Here is a 15,295-nt window from a genome sequence, read left to right as displayed (position 1 = left end):
GTCGACACCCACTGTGCCCAATTCGACATCGAGTTGCGGGGGCGGGCGTAGATTACCCCAGAGGACGTGGTGGCTGGCGGCGCGCCTGGGTCGGGGTGATCCCGAAGCGACGGCGAAAGGCGCGGGTGAAACTCGAATGCGAGGTGAAACCGCAGGCCAGAGCGATGTCGGTGACGCCATGGCGGGTATCGTGAAGCAGGCTGCGTGCATGCAGCAGGCGACGCTCCCCATGATAGGCGCGAGGCGTGCAGCCGAGCCCTTGCTGGAAGCGGCGCTCCAGCTGGCGCCATGAGAGGCCGAGCTCTTCGGCGAGTGCCTCGATGCTCAGTGGGGCTTCCAGAGTGTTCTCCATGCGCGTGATCGCACGCCTGAGCAGCGGGTCGGCCAGGTCGGCCGTCTGCTGACTGATGCCGCGCTGGCGGCTGGCCGGCAGGCGCCCCTGATCGAGAATCAGCTGTTCGCGTACTGCCTGATAGAGCGCCTGGCCATGCTGACGCCGTATCAGCTCCAGGCTCATGTCCAGCGGGGCGCTGCCGCCGGCGCAGAAGAAGCCATCGTCACTGATTTCATACAGTGACTCCACGGCGTCCACCTCATCGAAGCGCTGGCTGAATTCCGGCAGGCTTTCCCAGTGCAGCGTCACCGTCTTGCCGGTGAGCAGGCCGGCGCGCGCCAGTACGAAGCAGCCGGTATCCACGCCGCCGAGCTGGCAACCGCTATGAGAGCGCTCCTGTAGCCAGTGCAAGGTGCGGTCTTCCAGATAGGCTTCCGGGGCAAAGCTGGTGCACACCACCAGCTTGTCCACTGCGGCGAGCTCATCACGTGCGGTATCCACCGGCAGCACCATGCCGTTGGAGGCCTTGACCGGCGCGCCATCCTGGCTTGCGAGTGTCCATTGATACAGGCGTTTTCCGCGCAATCGATTGGCAATGCGCAGCGGCTCGATCATCGAGAAGAGCGCGACCATCGCGAAGCCCGGCAGCAGGAAGATACCGAGTTGGTGACGGTCAGTGGGGGCAGGCGAGGCAAGAGTGGCGGTCAATGGCGCAATGCTGGTGGGTTGGTCAGACAACCCGCCGTCTTCCGGTAGGCCGAAGGCGTAGGACACACCGGGTGGGACAGCGCTGGAATCGTGTGAAGACATGAGGATAGGCAACGACGGTGTCGGATGGATCGACAGAAGGGGTTGGGCCTGACCTTAGCGTGTTCGCTAACTGAGCGCGAGGAGGCGATGGCGTGAGGCGAGGGCCTCGGCAGGAATGTCCGTCCTGCTTGGCGATCCCGATCAGGGCAGACAGGACGGACGATGCAAGGTCCATTGGGTAAGTTACAGCATCTTGAGGCAGTTTCTCCCCGCCTTCTTGGCCGCGTACATGGCTTCATCGGCGCGGGCGACCAACTGCTCACGCGTGGCGCTGTCATCGGGTTCCAGGCAGGTCATCCCGATGCTCAACGACAGGGGCAGACGTTGGCCCTCGTACTCCACGACACTGTCCTTCATGCGTTGTCGAAGGAGGTTGATGCGGGTGGCTGAGTCGCAGAGCAGCGAGTCAGGCAGAATCGCCAGGAATTCCTCGCCACCCCATCTGGCAATGGTGTCGCCGGGCAGCAGGATCTCATCGGCGAGAACGCTCAATTGCTGCAATGCAAGATCACCGGCGTCATGGCCATGATTGTCATTGATCTTCTTGAAATGGTCGAAATCCAGCAGTGCCACGCATAGGGGGTGATCAACCTCGGCGGTGGCCAGAGCTGCGATGTGCTCATCCAGTATCTGCTGGACATGACGCCGGTTGTAGAGGCCGGTCAATGGATCAGTGATCGCGATCTTCTCGAGTGCCTGATGCGCTTCTTGCAAGGCTGAGAAGTCATTGGCGCGTGCGACCTCATGTCCTGCCCAGAGCGCAATCAGGCGCACCAGCTCGATATCCTGTGGGGTAAAGGGGTCGACCGGGTCCGGGCTCGAGAAATTGAAGGTGCCATAACGTTCGCCATCCACGATCACTGGCGCCCCGATATAGGCTTCAAGATTGAAATTGGCGTAGCAGGGATGATTGCGTATCTCGCTGCTGGCGACATGGTGAAACGCCTGGACGCTGTCGGCCTTGTAGACGTGATCGCAATAGGTATCGCTGAGCGAGAAGCTCAGCCCCGGTTCCAGCAGGTCTTCCGGGTGGCAGGCGCGCTGGACGACGTATTCGCCTCCCTGGATGCGGCTGAAGATACCGATTGGCAGGCCGAAATGGGCGCAACCCAGTTTCAGCAGCTCATCGATGCGCGCATTGAAGTTGAGTTCACGTGATGAGGTGATGGCATGCAGGCTGTGCAGGGTGTGTTCCGCCGTCACGCGCCGTGAGACATCGCGGATCAGCCCGAACATGAAGATGTTGTCGCTGGTGGAGTCCTTGATGGGGCCGCCGAGCGTCTCTCCGTAGAAATAGGTGCCATCCTGGCGTCGGTAGCGGATGACCCGGCCTTCCTTGGCGGGCTGGGCATCGACACGAAAGCGTCTCTTCCCTTGGCGCTCGAACTCATCACTGGAGGCATACAGCACACGTGTCTGCTTGCCGATCAACGCTTCACGCGGGTAGCCGAATGCCTTCACCGCACTGTCATTCAGGTAGGTGATATGGCGCTGATCATCTGCAAGCAAGATGATGTCGTCGATCTGGCCCAGCATCTGGCCCAGCAGGGTTTGAATCATCTCAAAGCGTTGCATGACGCAGGCTCCTTATGGGTGCCGCTATCTCGGGAGAGGCATTCCTTGCCGCAGACATCCATCCTGTCGCCGGGAAGGCTCGGTATTTCCGTCGTCAAGCTCAGGCTTCACGCCGGATGTTGTACGATACAGAATTCATATTATCGTATGAGGATGCAGACGCGTCTTGCTCTCATCCTGCCCGGCATTCGTATATTCAACGTAAAGGTAATGCAGTGCCAGAGGCCGCATCCCAAGATTCCCGCCACGCTCCTGTTGAACTTCATGGTTTCGTGCTGACACGTCATTGGCGGGACACGACCGAGGGGGTGGTGATCAGCTTCTGGATCCGCAGCGACGAAGGCGCCGTGCGTGTCGAATGTGCGCCGCAGGAAGTCGTCGCTTTCCTGCCCGCCGAACAGCAGGTGCTGGCTCAGACACTGGTGAATTTTGAGGCCGGCGCCGAGCTGCGTCCGCTGGCATTGGAAGACTTCCACCATCGCCCGGTAGTGGGGCTCTACTGCCGTGAATATCGCACCCTGGGTCAGCTGGCGCGTCGTTTGAAGGCGATTGGCGTGGATGTCTACGAAGCAGATATTCGTCCGACGGACCGCTACCTGATGGAGCGTTTCATCACGGCAGGCGTCACGGCACGCGGCGCGCGCCAGCCTGATGGCAGCGTGAGGAATGCACGGCTGGCTCCGCTGGAGGGCTATCGGCCACCACTGCGATGGGCATCGCTGGATATCGAGACCGATGCGCGGGGCAATCTGTATTCCATCGCGCTCGAGGGTTGCGGTCAGCGTCAGGTGTACATGCTGGGCCCCCCTAATGGCGAGGAGAGCGCCAGCCGCGATTTCTCGCTGGAGTACCGCGTCAGCCGGCGTGAGTTGCTGCAATGCCTGCTGGACTGGGTCGCAAGGCATGATCCTGATGTCATCATCGGCTGGAACGTCATCCAGTTCGATCTGCGCATGCTGGTGCGGCTGTCAGAGGCCGAAGGTTTGCCGCTGCGACTGGGGCGTGACGACAGCGTGATGCAGTGGCGCTCTCATCCTCGCCAGGCCGAGCACTTCTTTGCCGGGATCGCCGGGCGCTGGGTGGTGGATGGCATCGAGGCGCTCAAGTCAGCCTTCTGGCATTTCGAGTCGTTCAGCCTCGAGAATGTCTCGCGTGAGCTGTTGCAGGAAGGCAAGGCCATCGACGACCCCTATGGTCGGCTGGACGAGATACTGCGCATGTTCGCCGAGGATAAACCGTCTCTGGCGCGCTACAACCTCAAGGATTGCGAGCTGGTCACGCGCATCCTCGCGAAGACGCGACTGATGGAGTTTCTGCTCGCACGGGCCAGTGTAACCGGGCTTGAGGCCGATCGCAGCGGTGGTTCGGTGGCTGCCTTTACCCACCTGTACCTGCCGCGCCTGCATCGCCTCGGCAAGGTCGCGCCCAATTTGGGAGATGTGGTGGGGGAGGACAGTCCCGGCGGCTTCGTGATGGATTCCCGGCCCGGCCTCTATGACTCGGTGCTGGTGCTGGATTTCAAGAGCCTGTATCCCTCCATCATCCGGACGTTTCTGATCGACCCGCTTGGGCTGATCGAAGGTCTGCGTGAGTCGAACGTGACCTCTGAAGATACCGTCCCCGGCTTTCTCGGCGCGAAGTTCTCGCGGGACAGGCATTGCCTGCCGGCCATCGTCGCGGATATCTGGCAGGCGCGTGACGTTGCACGTGCGGCGGGCGATGCGCCGTTGACCCAGGCACTCAAAATCATCATGAATGCTTTCTATGGCGTGCTGGGGTCACGCGGCTGTCGTTTCTTCGACCCACGGTTGGCGTCCTCGATCACACGGCGTGGCCATCAGATCATCCAGCAGACGGTGGAATTGATCGAGGCGCGCGGCTACACCGTCATCTATGGCGACACCGATTCCACCTTCGTGTGGCTTGGCAGGGCGCATGACGAGGAGAAAGCCGCTGAGATCGGCCGCGAACTGGCAGCCCATGTCACGGACTGGTGGCGACAGCATCTCAAGGAGACGCTGAATCTCGCGAGTGCATTGGAACTTCAGTTCGAGACCCATTATCAGCGTTTCGTGATGCCGACCATTCGCGGGGCCGAGGAGGGTAGCAAGAAGCGTTACGCGGGTATCAGACAGGCCGAGGAAGGGCAGGATAGCGAGTTGGTGTTCAAGGGACTGGAGTCTGTGCGCTCCGACTGGACGCCGCTGGCCAAGGCCTTCCAGCAGGGGCTTTATCGTCGCATCTTCGAAGGCAGTCCCTATCAGGAGTATCTGAAAGGCTACGTGCAGGATTACCTGCAACGCCATGCCGATGGCGCGGCGGACACCACGGATATCGAGGCCTTGATCTACCGCAAGCGACTGCGACGCAAGCTCGACGATTATCAGCGCAATGTGCCGCCCCATGTACGTGCGGCGCGCCTGGCGGATGACGAGAACCGACGGCGGGGCCTACCGTTACGCTACCAGCGTGGCGGCTGGATTCGCTATGTAATGACCACCTCCGGCCCGGAACCCGTCGAATATCTGCGCTCGTCCATCGATGTCGAGCATTACCTGAGTCGCCAGCTCAAGCCCGTCGCCGATGGCATCCTGCCGTTCGTGGGGGATGATTTCGATCGCCTGCTGGATCGTCAGATGACGCTGTGGTGACGCTTTTTGCGTAGTGATAATCTTTCTCATTATTTCTTGCATTAATGTATGTTCGACGTAAGATCCTCTCTCGGTGCAGCCATCAGGCCTGCGCAGTTGTCATGTGATGGCGGTCTGATCGCCATGGTGCCCGGGAGCAGGTGTGACGTTACTGAAAGTGGTTCTTGTCCATTATCGCTGGTCCTTTGTTGGCGTGATGCTTCTCAGTCTTGCGAGCGCGGGATTGGGTATCGGTGTCATTGCCTATATCAACCAGCGACTCATCGCGCATTCTGCCACCGTCCCCTTGGACGAGGGGCTTGCGGCCCATGTCGGGGTGCTTCCGGAGTTTCTCGGGCTGATATTGCTGTTGCTGGCGATCACCCTGGGGGCACAACTGGCGTTGACGACGCTGGGGCATCATTTCGTGCACGGACTGCGCGGGCGTCTGGTCAAGCAGATCCTCGATACTGATATCGAGCGGCTCGAGCAGCTCGGCAGCGCCAACCTGCTGGCGAGTCTGTCGAGTGACATCCGCAACATCACCCTGGCGTTCGTGCGCCTGCCGGAACTGGTGCAGGGCATCGTGCTGACTCTGGGGGCCGTGTTCTATCTTGGCTGGCTATCCCCCGGCATGATGCTGGTCACCACCATCTGGGTGACCTTGACCATCATGGGGGGCAGCTGGCTGGTCACGCGAGTCTATCGCCACCTGGCCGAGGTGCGTGAAGCGGAGAGTCGCCTGTACGCCGACTATGAGGCGGTCATCGATGGGCGCAAGGAGCTGGCGCTCAATCGACCCCGTGCGCGTGACTATTTCGACACCCGCTATAGCGTCAATGCCCGTGAGTATCGCCATCACGTCGTGCGCGCGGATACCTACCACCTGAGCGCCGTCAACTTCTCCAACATCATGATGCTCGGCGCCATCGGCATCGTCTTCTATCTGGCCAATGGCCTGGGCTGGGCCAGTGGTGAAGTCGCCGCAACCTTTTCCCTGACGCTGCTGTTTCTGCGCACGCCCTTGATCCAGGCCGTGGGGGCATTGCCGACTCTGCTGGGGGCGGATGTGGCCTTTGCCAAGCTGCGCAAGCTGGCATTGGCACCGGTCAACGCCGATTTCGCGTCTCCTCAAGATGCACCGCCGCAGGGACATGCGTCAGCCGCAGACTCGTCGGCCGGGTCTGACTGGCAGACCTTGAGTCTGCAGGGTGTCTGCTTCCGCTACGCCGGCCGCGAGACCCTGGGACAGGACATTGCGCACAACGACGCGCAGGCCTTCTGCGTCGGCCCGCTGGATCTTACCCTCAGGCGTGGAGAGCTGGTCTTCCTGATCGGTGGCAATGGCAGCGGCAAGTCGACCCTGGCCAAGCTCTTGACCGGCCTCTATCGGCCGACATCAGGCTCCCTTCTGCGGGACGGGCACCCGATAGGGGAAGACGAGCGGGAAGCCTGGCGTCAGCAGTTCTCGGCGGTCTTCACTGATTTCCATCAGTTCGATCGCCTGCTGGGTCCGACCGGTGAGCCGGCAGATCCGGCATTGATCGCACAATGGATCGACTACCTGCAGATGCGCGAGAAGCTGGTGCTCGAGGAGAACCGTGTGATCAACACCGAGCTGTCTCAAGGGCAGCGCAAGCGACTGGCGCTGCTGATGGCCGTGGCAGAGCGTCGCGACATCGTGTTGTTGGATGAATGGGCGGCAGATCAGGACCCGCAGTTCCGCCGTATCTTCTATCGCGATCTGTTGCCGCGTCTGCGCGAGATGGGCAAGACGGTCTTCGCCATCAGTCACGATGATCATTATTTCGCGCAGGCAGACAGGTTGTTCGAGATGCGCGCCGGCACGTTGCAGGAGTTGTCGGGCGCCCAGCGTGATCGCATCAGCCAGGATGCCGTCGCGCGTCTGGATGAGGCCTGAAACAACCCGTTCGGGCTGGCGGCGGGGGCGGCCGCGGGATGCCGCGGTCGCTCAATTCCTCCGACATCACCAGACAGGCAGTGGCAGGACGTGAGCCCCGGAGGCGGTCTCATGTGATGTATCAGGGATGATGCCCGGCTGCAGCGTGAATCGCCCCTCGGGGTACTGCAGTCGGTCAGACGCGCCATTCTCGGGATTGCATGCTGGTGCATGCAGAACGGTGTGTCACCACGGTTCACATTAGATGAATACGAATCATCCTGATTCCATTCCTTATTCGCCATGAGCGTGCCAGTGAGAGACGCCACGAGACGGAAGGGGAGATTGACCACACAACGATCGTTGCAAGGGAACACGACATGTCCAGACATCCAACATCACGGCAGACACCTGTCCGGCCGGCACTCGCCCCTCTGTCGCATGCCATACGGCTCTGCATCGCGGCGGGACTCCTGTCACAGTCGGCCAGCGTGCTGGCCGCCGAGACCGATGACACCATGGTCGTGGTCGGCACGGCACTGAAAGTCGATGCGCCGCTGGTTGAGACGCCGCGTCCGGTCTCGACGGTCAATCGCGAAGAGCTCGACACGCGCAACGTCCAGCAGCTCGATGAAACCTTCCGTTACCGTGCCGGCGTCCTGTCTGGCCATTATGGGTCCGACAACAATACCGACTGGTTCAAGGTGCGTGGCTTTGATCAATCCACCTATCAGGATGGCCTGCGCATCTACCGTGAAGGCTTCTATCAGTGGTTGCCGGAGACCTGGGGGCTGGAGCGGGTCGATCTGTTCAAGGGACCTTCTTCCATCCTCTATGGTGAGGCGCCTCCCGGCGGGTTGATCAACGCCATCAGCAAGCGCCCCACCGATGAGCCGCAGAGCGAGATTCAGATTCAGGTCGGCAATCGCGCTCTGCGCCAGACGGGGCTCGATACCAGTGGCTATCTGAGCGAGTACGGGGATGTGCGCTATCGTCTGGTCGGGCTGTACCGCGAACGTGATGGGGATCTGGATCATACCGAGAACGAGCGCTACTACTTCTCGCCAAGTCTGACCTGGGACATCTCGGAGGCAACCCAGCTGACGCTGCTCGCCAGCCTCCAGAAGGATGATGGCGTCCCTACCAATGCCTTCAAGCTGGCCTATGGCACCCATGATGATACGCCGTTCGGCAAGGTGGACCCGCAGACCAACTACAGCGAACCGGGGTATGACAAGGATGAGCGTACCCAGACCTCCCTGGGGTATGAGCTGCGCCACCAGCTGAACGACACCTGGGCGCTGGAGCAGGATTTCCGCTATAGCCAGCTGGATCTCGACCTGATCAGTAGCTATATTCTCTATCAGTCCTCGGCGCGCGAGGGACAGCGGGGGCTGCTGTATCGCGAAGGCACCATCGACAGCTATACCGTCGACAATCGGGCCATCGGCAAGTGGTATGGCGAGCGCACCGAAAACACCTTGCTGCTGGGCGTGGATTATCAGAATCTCAGCCTGTCGGGCAAGGAAGCGGATGACTATGCCTTCGGCGATCCGATCGATCTGTTTGACCCGCAATACGGCAATTACACCGCCTTGAGCGATGACCAGGTCACGCGGCGCGATATCGACAAGGAGCAGATCGGCCTCTACGTGCAGGATCAACTGCGTATCGATGACAAGTGGGTACTGCTGGCGGGGGTACGTTACGACCAGGCCGAGACCGTGAATGCCAGTGACGCAGAAAACCAAGACCAGCGTTCTGATGATGACGAGATCAGCTGGTCGGGCGGGGTGATGTACCTGAGCGATTTCGGTCTCAATCCCTATCTGAGCTATACCGAATCCTTCGAGCCGATCAGCGCGACCGATGATGGTGGTTCTCTCTACGAGCCCCGCCAAGGTCGCCAGTGGGAGCTGGGCGCCAAGTATCAGCCCGCCGGCTGGGATGGCTATGTGACGGCGGCTGTCTTTGACCTCACCGAAGACAATACGCTGGTTACCAGCGGTGGTTTTCAGGTGCAGGAGGGCGAGCGCCAATCGCGTGGCTTCGAGCTGGAAATGGTCGGTTACCTGACGGACCACCTCAAGCTGACCTCGGCGTATACCTATACCGATGCGCGTCTGGAAGATGATGTGCGTGCGCCGCTGATACCGCGCCACCAGGCTTCCAGCTGGCTGGATTACGCCTTCGAAAGTGGCACTCTGGAGGGCCTGCGTCTGGGGGCGGGGGCCCGTTATGTCGGTGAATCGGTGGATGGCGACACCACCGTCTCCGACTATCTCCTGTTCGACGCGATGGTGGGGTATGACTTCACCCGCGAGCTGAGCGCTCAGGTCAATGTCAGCAACCTCACTGACAAGGAATATGTCGCCAGCTGCAGCTACTGGTGCTACTACGGGGAATCCCGCAGCATCATCGGCAGTCTGAGCTATCGCTTCTGATTCCTTGCGCCTTTGCATCATGTCCTTTTGAACGACAACGCCCCGCAGGCAGCAGCCTGCGGGGCGTTATCGTGTCTGGCCGGGCATCACCTTCCTTCCCGTCATGGGGGCTGTTGTCACCCCGTGACGCCGTCTACATCAATGCCAGATGGTTGTCCCAGTGGGTATTGGCCAGGCGCACCGGCCCCAGTGCCGGCAGGCCATCTTCATCGATCAGCAGCCATTCCCCACGTCCATTGCTGACCACGAATCCTGCGGGGGTCTCCTGCGTCGCCGGTACCGCCAGCACCCCGGCGCAATCGGCAAAGTCCAGCGTGGTCTCAAGCTCACCGGTCTCGAGGTTCCACAACGTGATCAAGTTGCCGCGGGGCACGGTGGCGACGGCCAGGTGGCCCTCGGGGGCGATGGCGATGCTCGCGATGTACTGCTTGAACTGGGGGACGTATTCCTGCGGTAGCGGCAATTCCTGCAAGGTCTCGCTGGCGGGGCGCTTCACCACCACCAGGGGGTGATGGTCCGAGGCAGGCCCCTGATACTGATACCCCGCGACGATGGTGCCATCGCGGCTGACATCCAGATGACGCAATGACAGCTGATGATGCGATGGCTCGCCTTGCCAGCGAATCTCGCCCGAGACGCGATCCAGCAGCGTCAGATTGGGCTGCATCGACTCCAGATTGAGCTTCACGCGCCCGGTCTCCGGGCGCGTGAGAATTCCGCCATTGGCGATGATCAGCTGCTGGCCATCCGGGTGCAGGCGAATCTCGTGCGGGCCGATCCCGCCACTGGCGAACTCGCCGAGTCGCGCGAAATCGCGATGCATGTCGTAGATCCCGATACGGCCTTCTCCGGAGGTGATGGCGTTCTCGGTGGTGTAGAGCAGACCACCGTCCGGGCTGAACACGCCATGCCCATAGAAGTGGCGGTCCGGCGCGGCTTCGATGCGCGTGATCCGCTCACCGGTCTCGAGATCGAAGACATTGATTTCGGTGCCGGGGCGCCGGGCGAAGATCAGCGCCCAGGGCTTGTGAGGATGGCGGGTGGCGCCATGGGCGCGTTCCTTGATGGGCTGACGCCAGCGTTCCTGTCCCTGGTAACTGGTACAGCTGGCAAAGTGCTGCCCCGTGTCATCGTCACAGGCCGAGATGGCCACCCCGGCTGGCACATGGCCTCGAGCACTGGCGGCATTGTTGCCACCCGCCAGGACCCTGCCGCCGGAGAGCCCCATCAGAGGCGTGCACGCCAGCGCCTTGAGCAGTCGCCGGCGCTGACGTGCCTCCGTTGGATGGGTATCCAGCATGCCATGTCCTGTCTTGCTCACGTGCTTCACTCCCGAATCAATCGCCATCGGTACTGTTGAAGCCCAGAGACAGGCCGAGTGCCGGGTTGAGCGTGTCAGCGAAGCCTGCCTGCAGGGTCTCGAGGTGGATCATGGCCTGCTGCAGATCGCCATTGCGCGGGTCGTCGCGCAAGATGCCAGCGAGATCCGCCGGCAGGGCGGCGAAGGCGTCACGCGCATCGGCAAAGTCTCCGGTGGTGGAGGCCACCATGCGCGGGTCGACCTGCTGATTCAGGTAGCCCTGAATGCCTGCGACCTCGTCATTGCCGAGCCAGAGCGTCTCCATCATCGCAAGCGTCGCCCCGATGTTGGCAAGCCCCATGCCGCCACGCCAGGACTCTGCCGCGTAGGGGTTGGCCGTGCCGCCATTGTCGAGCCCGATCGGGCGGCGCAGCTTGCGGTCCTTGATGGCCTCAAGCTGCACGGTCATCGCGCGTACCAGGGAAAGCACGGCGTCACGTGGATCGCTGAAGGCGCCAGTGCCATCAGCCAGTTGTGGTGCGAACTGCTGCCACTCTTCGAGCAGCGTCTTGCCGGTGCTGGCGGCGTAGGCGGTGTTGGCCGTCATCAGCTCACACCGCCGCGTGTTGGCGGTGAGGGGCGAGTCGGCATAGCGGGCATCGAACAGTTGAAATTCCACACTGCCCAGCCCCTGCATGACGATGGATTGCTCCGCCAGGCCATCGGCCGTGATCGGGGTATCGCCAGCGAGCAGGGCGCGTGTCTTGCCTGACACCAGGTCCTTCTTGTCCGGCCAGAAATACAGCTGCCATTGGCGAGAATTCTGCAGGATGGGCCCCATCTCGACCCAGTTGACCTGATTCAGACCCAGCATGGCGCTGCGCCAATCCTCCTTGAGCATCTCGAGCGTCACGTCACCCTCGGCGGAGCAGAACGCTTGGCTGTGCTGCGAGAGCTGCGTCAGGCGGTTGGCGAGCTGCTGGTGGGCTTCGCTCAAAGTGTCAGCGGCAAACTGGCTGACGGCGTCCGCGCTGGTGGTGTTGGCGCTAGAAGAGTCCGATGCCGCCAGTGTGCTCGTCGACAGCAGTGCGGTGCCCAGCAGGGTCATGGCGGAGGTCATCAGCGCCAGGGGCGAGGGCTTGCGCGTGAAAGGTTTCATCGGGATGGCAGCAGAGGTGAAGGTGTCACGGGACATGTCGCGGGATTCCTTGTCAGAACGGCACGCCAGGCGAAAGTCGGGGGCGTGCCAGAGTCGGCTGGCGGGTAGAGGCTGAGAAGAGATCAGAGCGATTCCAGGAAGCGCAGCAGCGCCTGCCGCTGGTCAGTCGGCAACGCCACGACCTTGTCTCGACTGGCCCTGGCTTCCCCGCCATGCCAGAGCACGGCTTCAAGCAGGGTGCGGGCGCGTCCATCATGCAGGAAGCCCGTCGCGGGATTGACCGTCTGCGCCAGGCCGATCCCCCAGAGTGGCGGTGTGCGCCACTCATTGCCGGTCGCCTCGAATTCGCGGCGATCATCTGACAGGCCATCGCCCATGTCATGCAGCAGCATGTCGCTGTAGGGCCAGATCGTCTGGTCAGCCAGTTGGGCGGCCACACCACCGGACGCGGTCGTCAGGCGTGGTCGGTGGCAGCTGGCGCAGTCAAGCTCCCGGAACAGTTGCTCGCCTTCGCGCACCGTCGGGTCATCGAGGTCACGTCGTGTCGGCACGGCGAGATTGCGCGAATAGAACGCCACATTGTCCATGACGTTGTCTTCCACCTCGATGGTGCCCCCGTTGGGCAGGTCTGCGCATTTCTGGACCGGCGTGCAATCGGTGGAGCTGACCAGATTCGATGTCAGGCCCATGTCGCCGGCGAACGCCTTGGCGCTTTGCTGGCGAACGTCGGGTTGGCCGGCCTTCCAGCCAAAACGCCCCATGACCTCGTGCTGCTCGGTCAGTGACCAGACGGTATTGGCGCGACCGCTGATGCCATCGCCATCCGCATCCTGCGGGTCGGCCCACTCGAGCAAGGTCTCCTCGCTGACCGCCTCGAGCAGCCCGAGGCCTACCATGCCCGGGGCAAGGCGCGGTGAGAGTGCAATGGGGCCAGGGTCGCCGAAGCCAGCCTCGACCAGGGAATAGCGCGGTTTGCGCAGCAGAACGACCTCTCCATCCGCCAACGGGACGGGCATCTCTTCATGGACGACCTGCATGCGGCCTTCGCGCTCGATACCGGGCACCGCGGCATTCTGCAGCTGAGTGCCATAGACGGGGTGCGGCATCACTCCAGCGATGCGGCGGAATTCACGCTCCTCCTCGCTCCAGCTGTCCTCGTGGCTGTCCGGCATGCCCAGGCGCAGGAAGAGGCCCACCGAGGGATCGCCCTCGGCCGGCAGACTGCCGCGACCATCCTTGACGTGGCAGTTCTGGCAGGCATTGGTGTTGAACAGCGGGCCGAGGCCATCGCGAGCGGTGGTGCTGGCGGGCGCGATCACCCAGGGGCTCTTGAAGAAGCTGTTGCCGACGCTGAAGGACAGACGTTGATCGAAGCTCAGATTTCTGGCCGGCAGGGAGTAGGCATTGGTATCGTGCTTGCGCACGCTGCCCTCGCCACCACTCTTCGCGGTGTCCTGCAGTGGCAATGCGGCCAGATAGGCGCTGACGGTCAGCGGTGTCTGAGCGGCCTGTGCCACGCCCTGGGGCAGGGCGGTCAGTGCGATGGCAAGCGACAACGCGTGAAGGGTCGGGTGTTTCGGGATGACGTGTGGCATCGATGTAGGTCCTGGCTTGCGCGGTCAGGCTGCGAGTCCATCAGTGGCCTTCGGGCAAGGCACTCTGAAGAATTAGCAGGCGCGCATAAAATGCTGGCACGAAAGCATCAACGCCCGAACCTGTACGAGACAGGTTCGGGCGAGGGGGCTGCGCGGCCATGGGCGGTTTCATCACCGCCCATGGCCTGGCAATCTCGGGTGAGTGCCTAGAATTCGTGATCTGCGGTATCGGCCTTCAGTCCGCTGATGCCGACGTCGTTGGCAATCTCTTCGATCAGGCGCGTCTGCGCGACCAGGTCTTCGATGCTGGCATTGATGATCTCGGCACCCTCGGCATTGCCCGGGGCGATCATCTGATCAAACTTCATGCCGTCTTCGGCGTCTGCCGTATCCACCATCACCTGCAGCTGGCCCATGGTGGTGTCCAGCGCCTCGTGCATCTTCTCGGCCAGCTCCGGGTCATTCTGGGCGACGAGTGCGTGCAATGACGGGCCTTCGAAGGTACGGCCATCCAGCGTCACGTACGTGCCTTCATAGACGTTCTGGATGCCCTTGGCATTGTAGAAGTGCGAGTAGTGGGTGTTGTCGGAGAAGCAGTCGTGCTCGTCCTCGAAGGAATTGGCTTCCAGCGCGACCTTCATGCGCTCACCGGCCAGCTCGCCCAGTGACAGGGAGCCCATGCCGAACAGCATCTTCTCGAGGCCTTCACCGGCCGGCAGGGAGGTCAGCTCGGCGCGATAGTTGTCCTTGTCGCCCTGTGCCCACTGGCCGACCATGTATTCCAGGTCATTGATCAGCAGGTCATTGGCCGCCAGCAGGTAGGCGCCACGGCGGTCACAGTTGCCGCCGGTGCAGTCCTCTCCCTTGGCATAGTCCGACGCCGGACGTTCGCCTGCGCCAGGCTCGAAGCCATGCATGTCCTGGCCCCAGAGCAGGAATTCGATGGCGTGGTAGCCGCTGGCCACGTTGGCCTCGAATCCGCCCAGCTCGTTCAGGGAGGCCAGCAGCTCCGGGGTGATCTCGGTAGTGTCGATCTTGTCGGCACCGATCTGCACGCTGTCGTTCGCGATGATGTTGGCGCTGGCGCCCGGGTTGCCCAGTTCCGCCTGATAGCCGTCGCCTTCGACGTAGTCGATCAGGCCTTCATCCAGCGGCCAGGCATTCAGCTGACCTTCCCAGTCATCGACGATGGCATTGCCGAAGCGGAAGACTTCACTCTGCTGGTACGCCACGCGCGCCTGTTTCCAAGCAGTGCGAGCCGCGGCAAGCGTCGCCTCGGACGGAGCTTCGATCAGCGCGGCGTTGGCGGCGCGCAGGGCATTGGCGCTGGCCAGGGCATCGCTGTAGGTGGCATGGGCCACGTTGGCGTACTGGTCAACGACGGCTTCAGCGCTCACCTTGCGATCATCGTGTGCATGGCCTTCATGCGCCTGGGCGGCAGAGCCGATCAGTGCCACGGAGAGCGCGATGGCGGCAGCCAGCGGCTTGCGAGCGATAGGGCGGAAATGTGCGGACATGAGGTTCCCTTGAACAGTCTTTTATTATGCA

General features: G+C 62.1%; 9 protein-coding genes. 3 read left to right on the top strand and 6 right to left on the bottom strand.

Annotated features, from left to right (window positions below; translation table 11 throughout):
• Window positions 1-52 precede the first annotated feature (52 nt).
• Window positions 53-1,072 (bottom strand): GlxA family transcriptional regulator, encoded by a 1,020-nt coding sequence (locus PJK54_RS12475; protein ID WP_271303029.1) that lies wholly within the window; start codon window positions 1,070-1,072, stop codon window positions 53-55.
• Between the two features lie 255 nt (window positions 1,073-1,327).
• On the bottom strand, window positions 1,328-2,719 hold the full coding sequence (locus tag PJK54_RS12470) for a sensor domain-containing diguanylate cyclase (protein WP_271303028.1): 1,392 nt from the start codon (window positions 2,717-2,719) through the stop codon (window positions 1,328-1,330).
• 215 nt (window positions 2,720-2,934) lie between these two features.
• Between PJK54_RS12470 and PJK54_RS12465 the strand changes: the two genes are divergently transcribed.
• The 3 genes from PJK54_RS12465 (at window position 2,935) to PJK54_RS12455 (ending at window position 9,693) form a co-directional block, all read left to right on the top strand.
• Entirely contained in the window at window positions 2,935-5,370 is a 2,436-nt protein-coding gene (locus PJK54_RS12465; RefSeq protein ID WP_271303027.1) for a DNA polymerase II, read from the top strand.
• Window positions 5,371-5,512: 142 nt separating this feature from the next.
• Window positions 5,513-7,270, top strand: a complete 1,758-nt coding sequence (locus PJK54_RS12460; RefSeq protein ID WP_271303026.1) for a multidrug ABC transporter permease/ATP-binding protein — start codon at window positions 5,513-5,515, stop codon at window positions 7,268-7,270.
• Window positions 7,271-7,629: 359 nt separating this feature from the next.
• Window positions 7,630-9,693 carry a TonB-dependent siderophore receptor gene (locus PJK54_RS12455; RefSeq protein WP_271303025.1) on the top strand — a complete coding sequence of 688 codons (2,064 nt, stop codon included), beginning with the start codon at window positions 7,630-7,632 and terminating at the stop codon, window positions 9,691-9,693.
• A gap of 133 nt (window positions 9,694-9,826) precedes the next feature.
• Here PJK54_RS12455 and PJK54_RS12450 read toward each other — a convergent pair whose 3' ends face one another.
• The 4 genes from PJK54_RS12450 to PJK54_RS12435 all read right to left on the bottom strand — a co-directional run bounded on the left by PJK54_RS12450 (window position 9,827) and on the right by PJK54_RS12435 (window position 15,264).
• Window positions 9,827-11,014, bottom strand: coding sequence for a DUF1513 domain-containing protein (locus PJK54_RS12450; protein WP_271303024.1), 1,188 nt, complete (start codon window positions 11,012-11,014; stop codon window positions 9,827-9,829).
• A 16-nt stretch (window positions 11,015-11,030) separates the two neighbouring features.
• Window positions 11,031-12,188 carry an imelysin family protein gene (locus PJK54_RS12445; RefSeq protein ID WP_271303023.1) on the bottom strand — a complete coding sequence of 386 codons (1,158 nt, stop codon included), beginning with the start codon at window positions 12,186-12,188 and terminating at the stop codon, window positions 11,031-11,033.
• 86 nt (window positions 12,189-12,274) lie between these two features.
• Window positions 12,275-13,747 carry a di-heme oxidoreductase family protein gene (locus PJK54_RS12440; RefSeq protein WP_271303022.1) on the bottom strand — a complete coding sequence of 491 codons (1,473 nt, stop codon included), beginning with the start codon at window positions 13,745-13,747 and terminating at the stop codon, window positions 12,275-12,277.
• Between the two features lie 206 nt (window positions 13,748-13,953).
• The gene (locus PJK54_RS12435) at window positions 13,954-15,264 is read right to left on the bottom strand and encodes an imelysin family protein (protein WP_271303021.1); all 1,311 of its coding nucleotides are present in this window, start codon (window positions 15,262-15,264) and stop codon (window positions 13,954-13,956) included.
• Window positions 15,265-15,295: the final 31 nt, after the last annotated feature.

Origin of the sequence: Cobetia sp. MMG027, assembly GCF_027947415.1 — a bacterium.
GTDB lineage: Bacteria > Pseudomonadota > Gammaproteobacteria > Pseudomonadales > Halomonadaceae > Cobetia > Cobetia marina.
The sequence above is the reverse complement of the archived record's forward strand: the minus strand, read 5'-3'. Positions and strand labels throughout refer to the sequence as shown.

Excerpts from the sequence above, each read along its gene's own strand:
- PJK54_RS12455 (WP_271303025.1), top strand. The coding sequence starts at position 7,630 with ATGTCCAGACATCCAACATCACGGCAGACACCTGTCCGGCCGGCACTC.
- PJK54_RS12445 (WP_271303023.1), bottom strand. The coding sequence starts at position 12,188 with ATGTCCCGTGACACCTTCACCTCTGCTGCCATCCCGATGAAACCTTTC.
- PJK54_RS12435 (WP_271303021.1), bottom strand. The coding sequence starts at position 15,264 with ATGTCCGCACATTTCCGCCCTATCGCTCGCAAGCCGCTGGCTGCCGCC.
- PJK54_RS12470 (WP_271303028.1), bottom strand. The coding sequence starts at position 2,719 with ATGCAACGCTTTGAGATGATTCAAACCCTGCTGGGCCAGATGCTGGGC.
- PJK54_RS12440 (WP_271303022.1), bottom strand. The coding sequence starts at position 13,747 with ATGCCACACGTCATCCCGAAACACCCGACCCTTCACGCGTTGTCGCTT.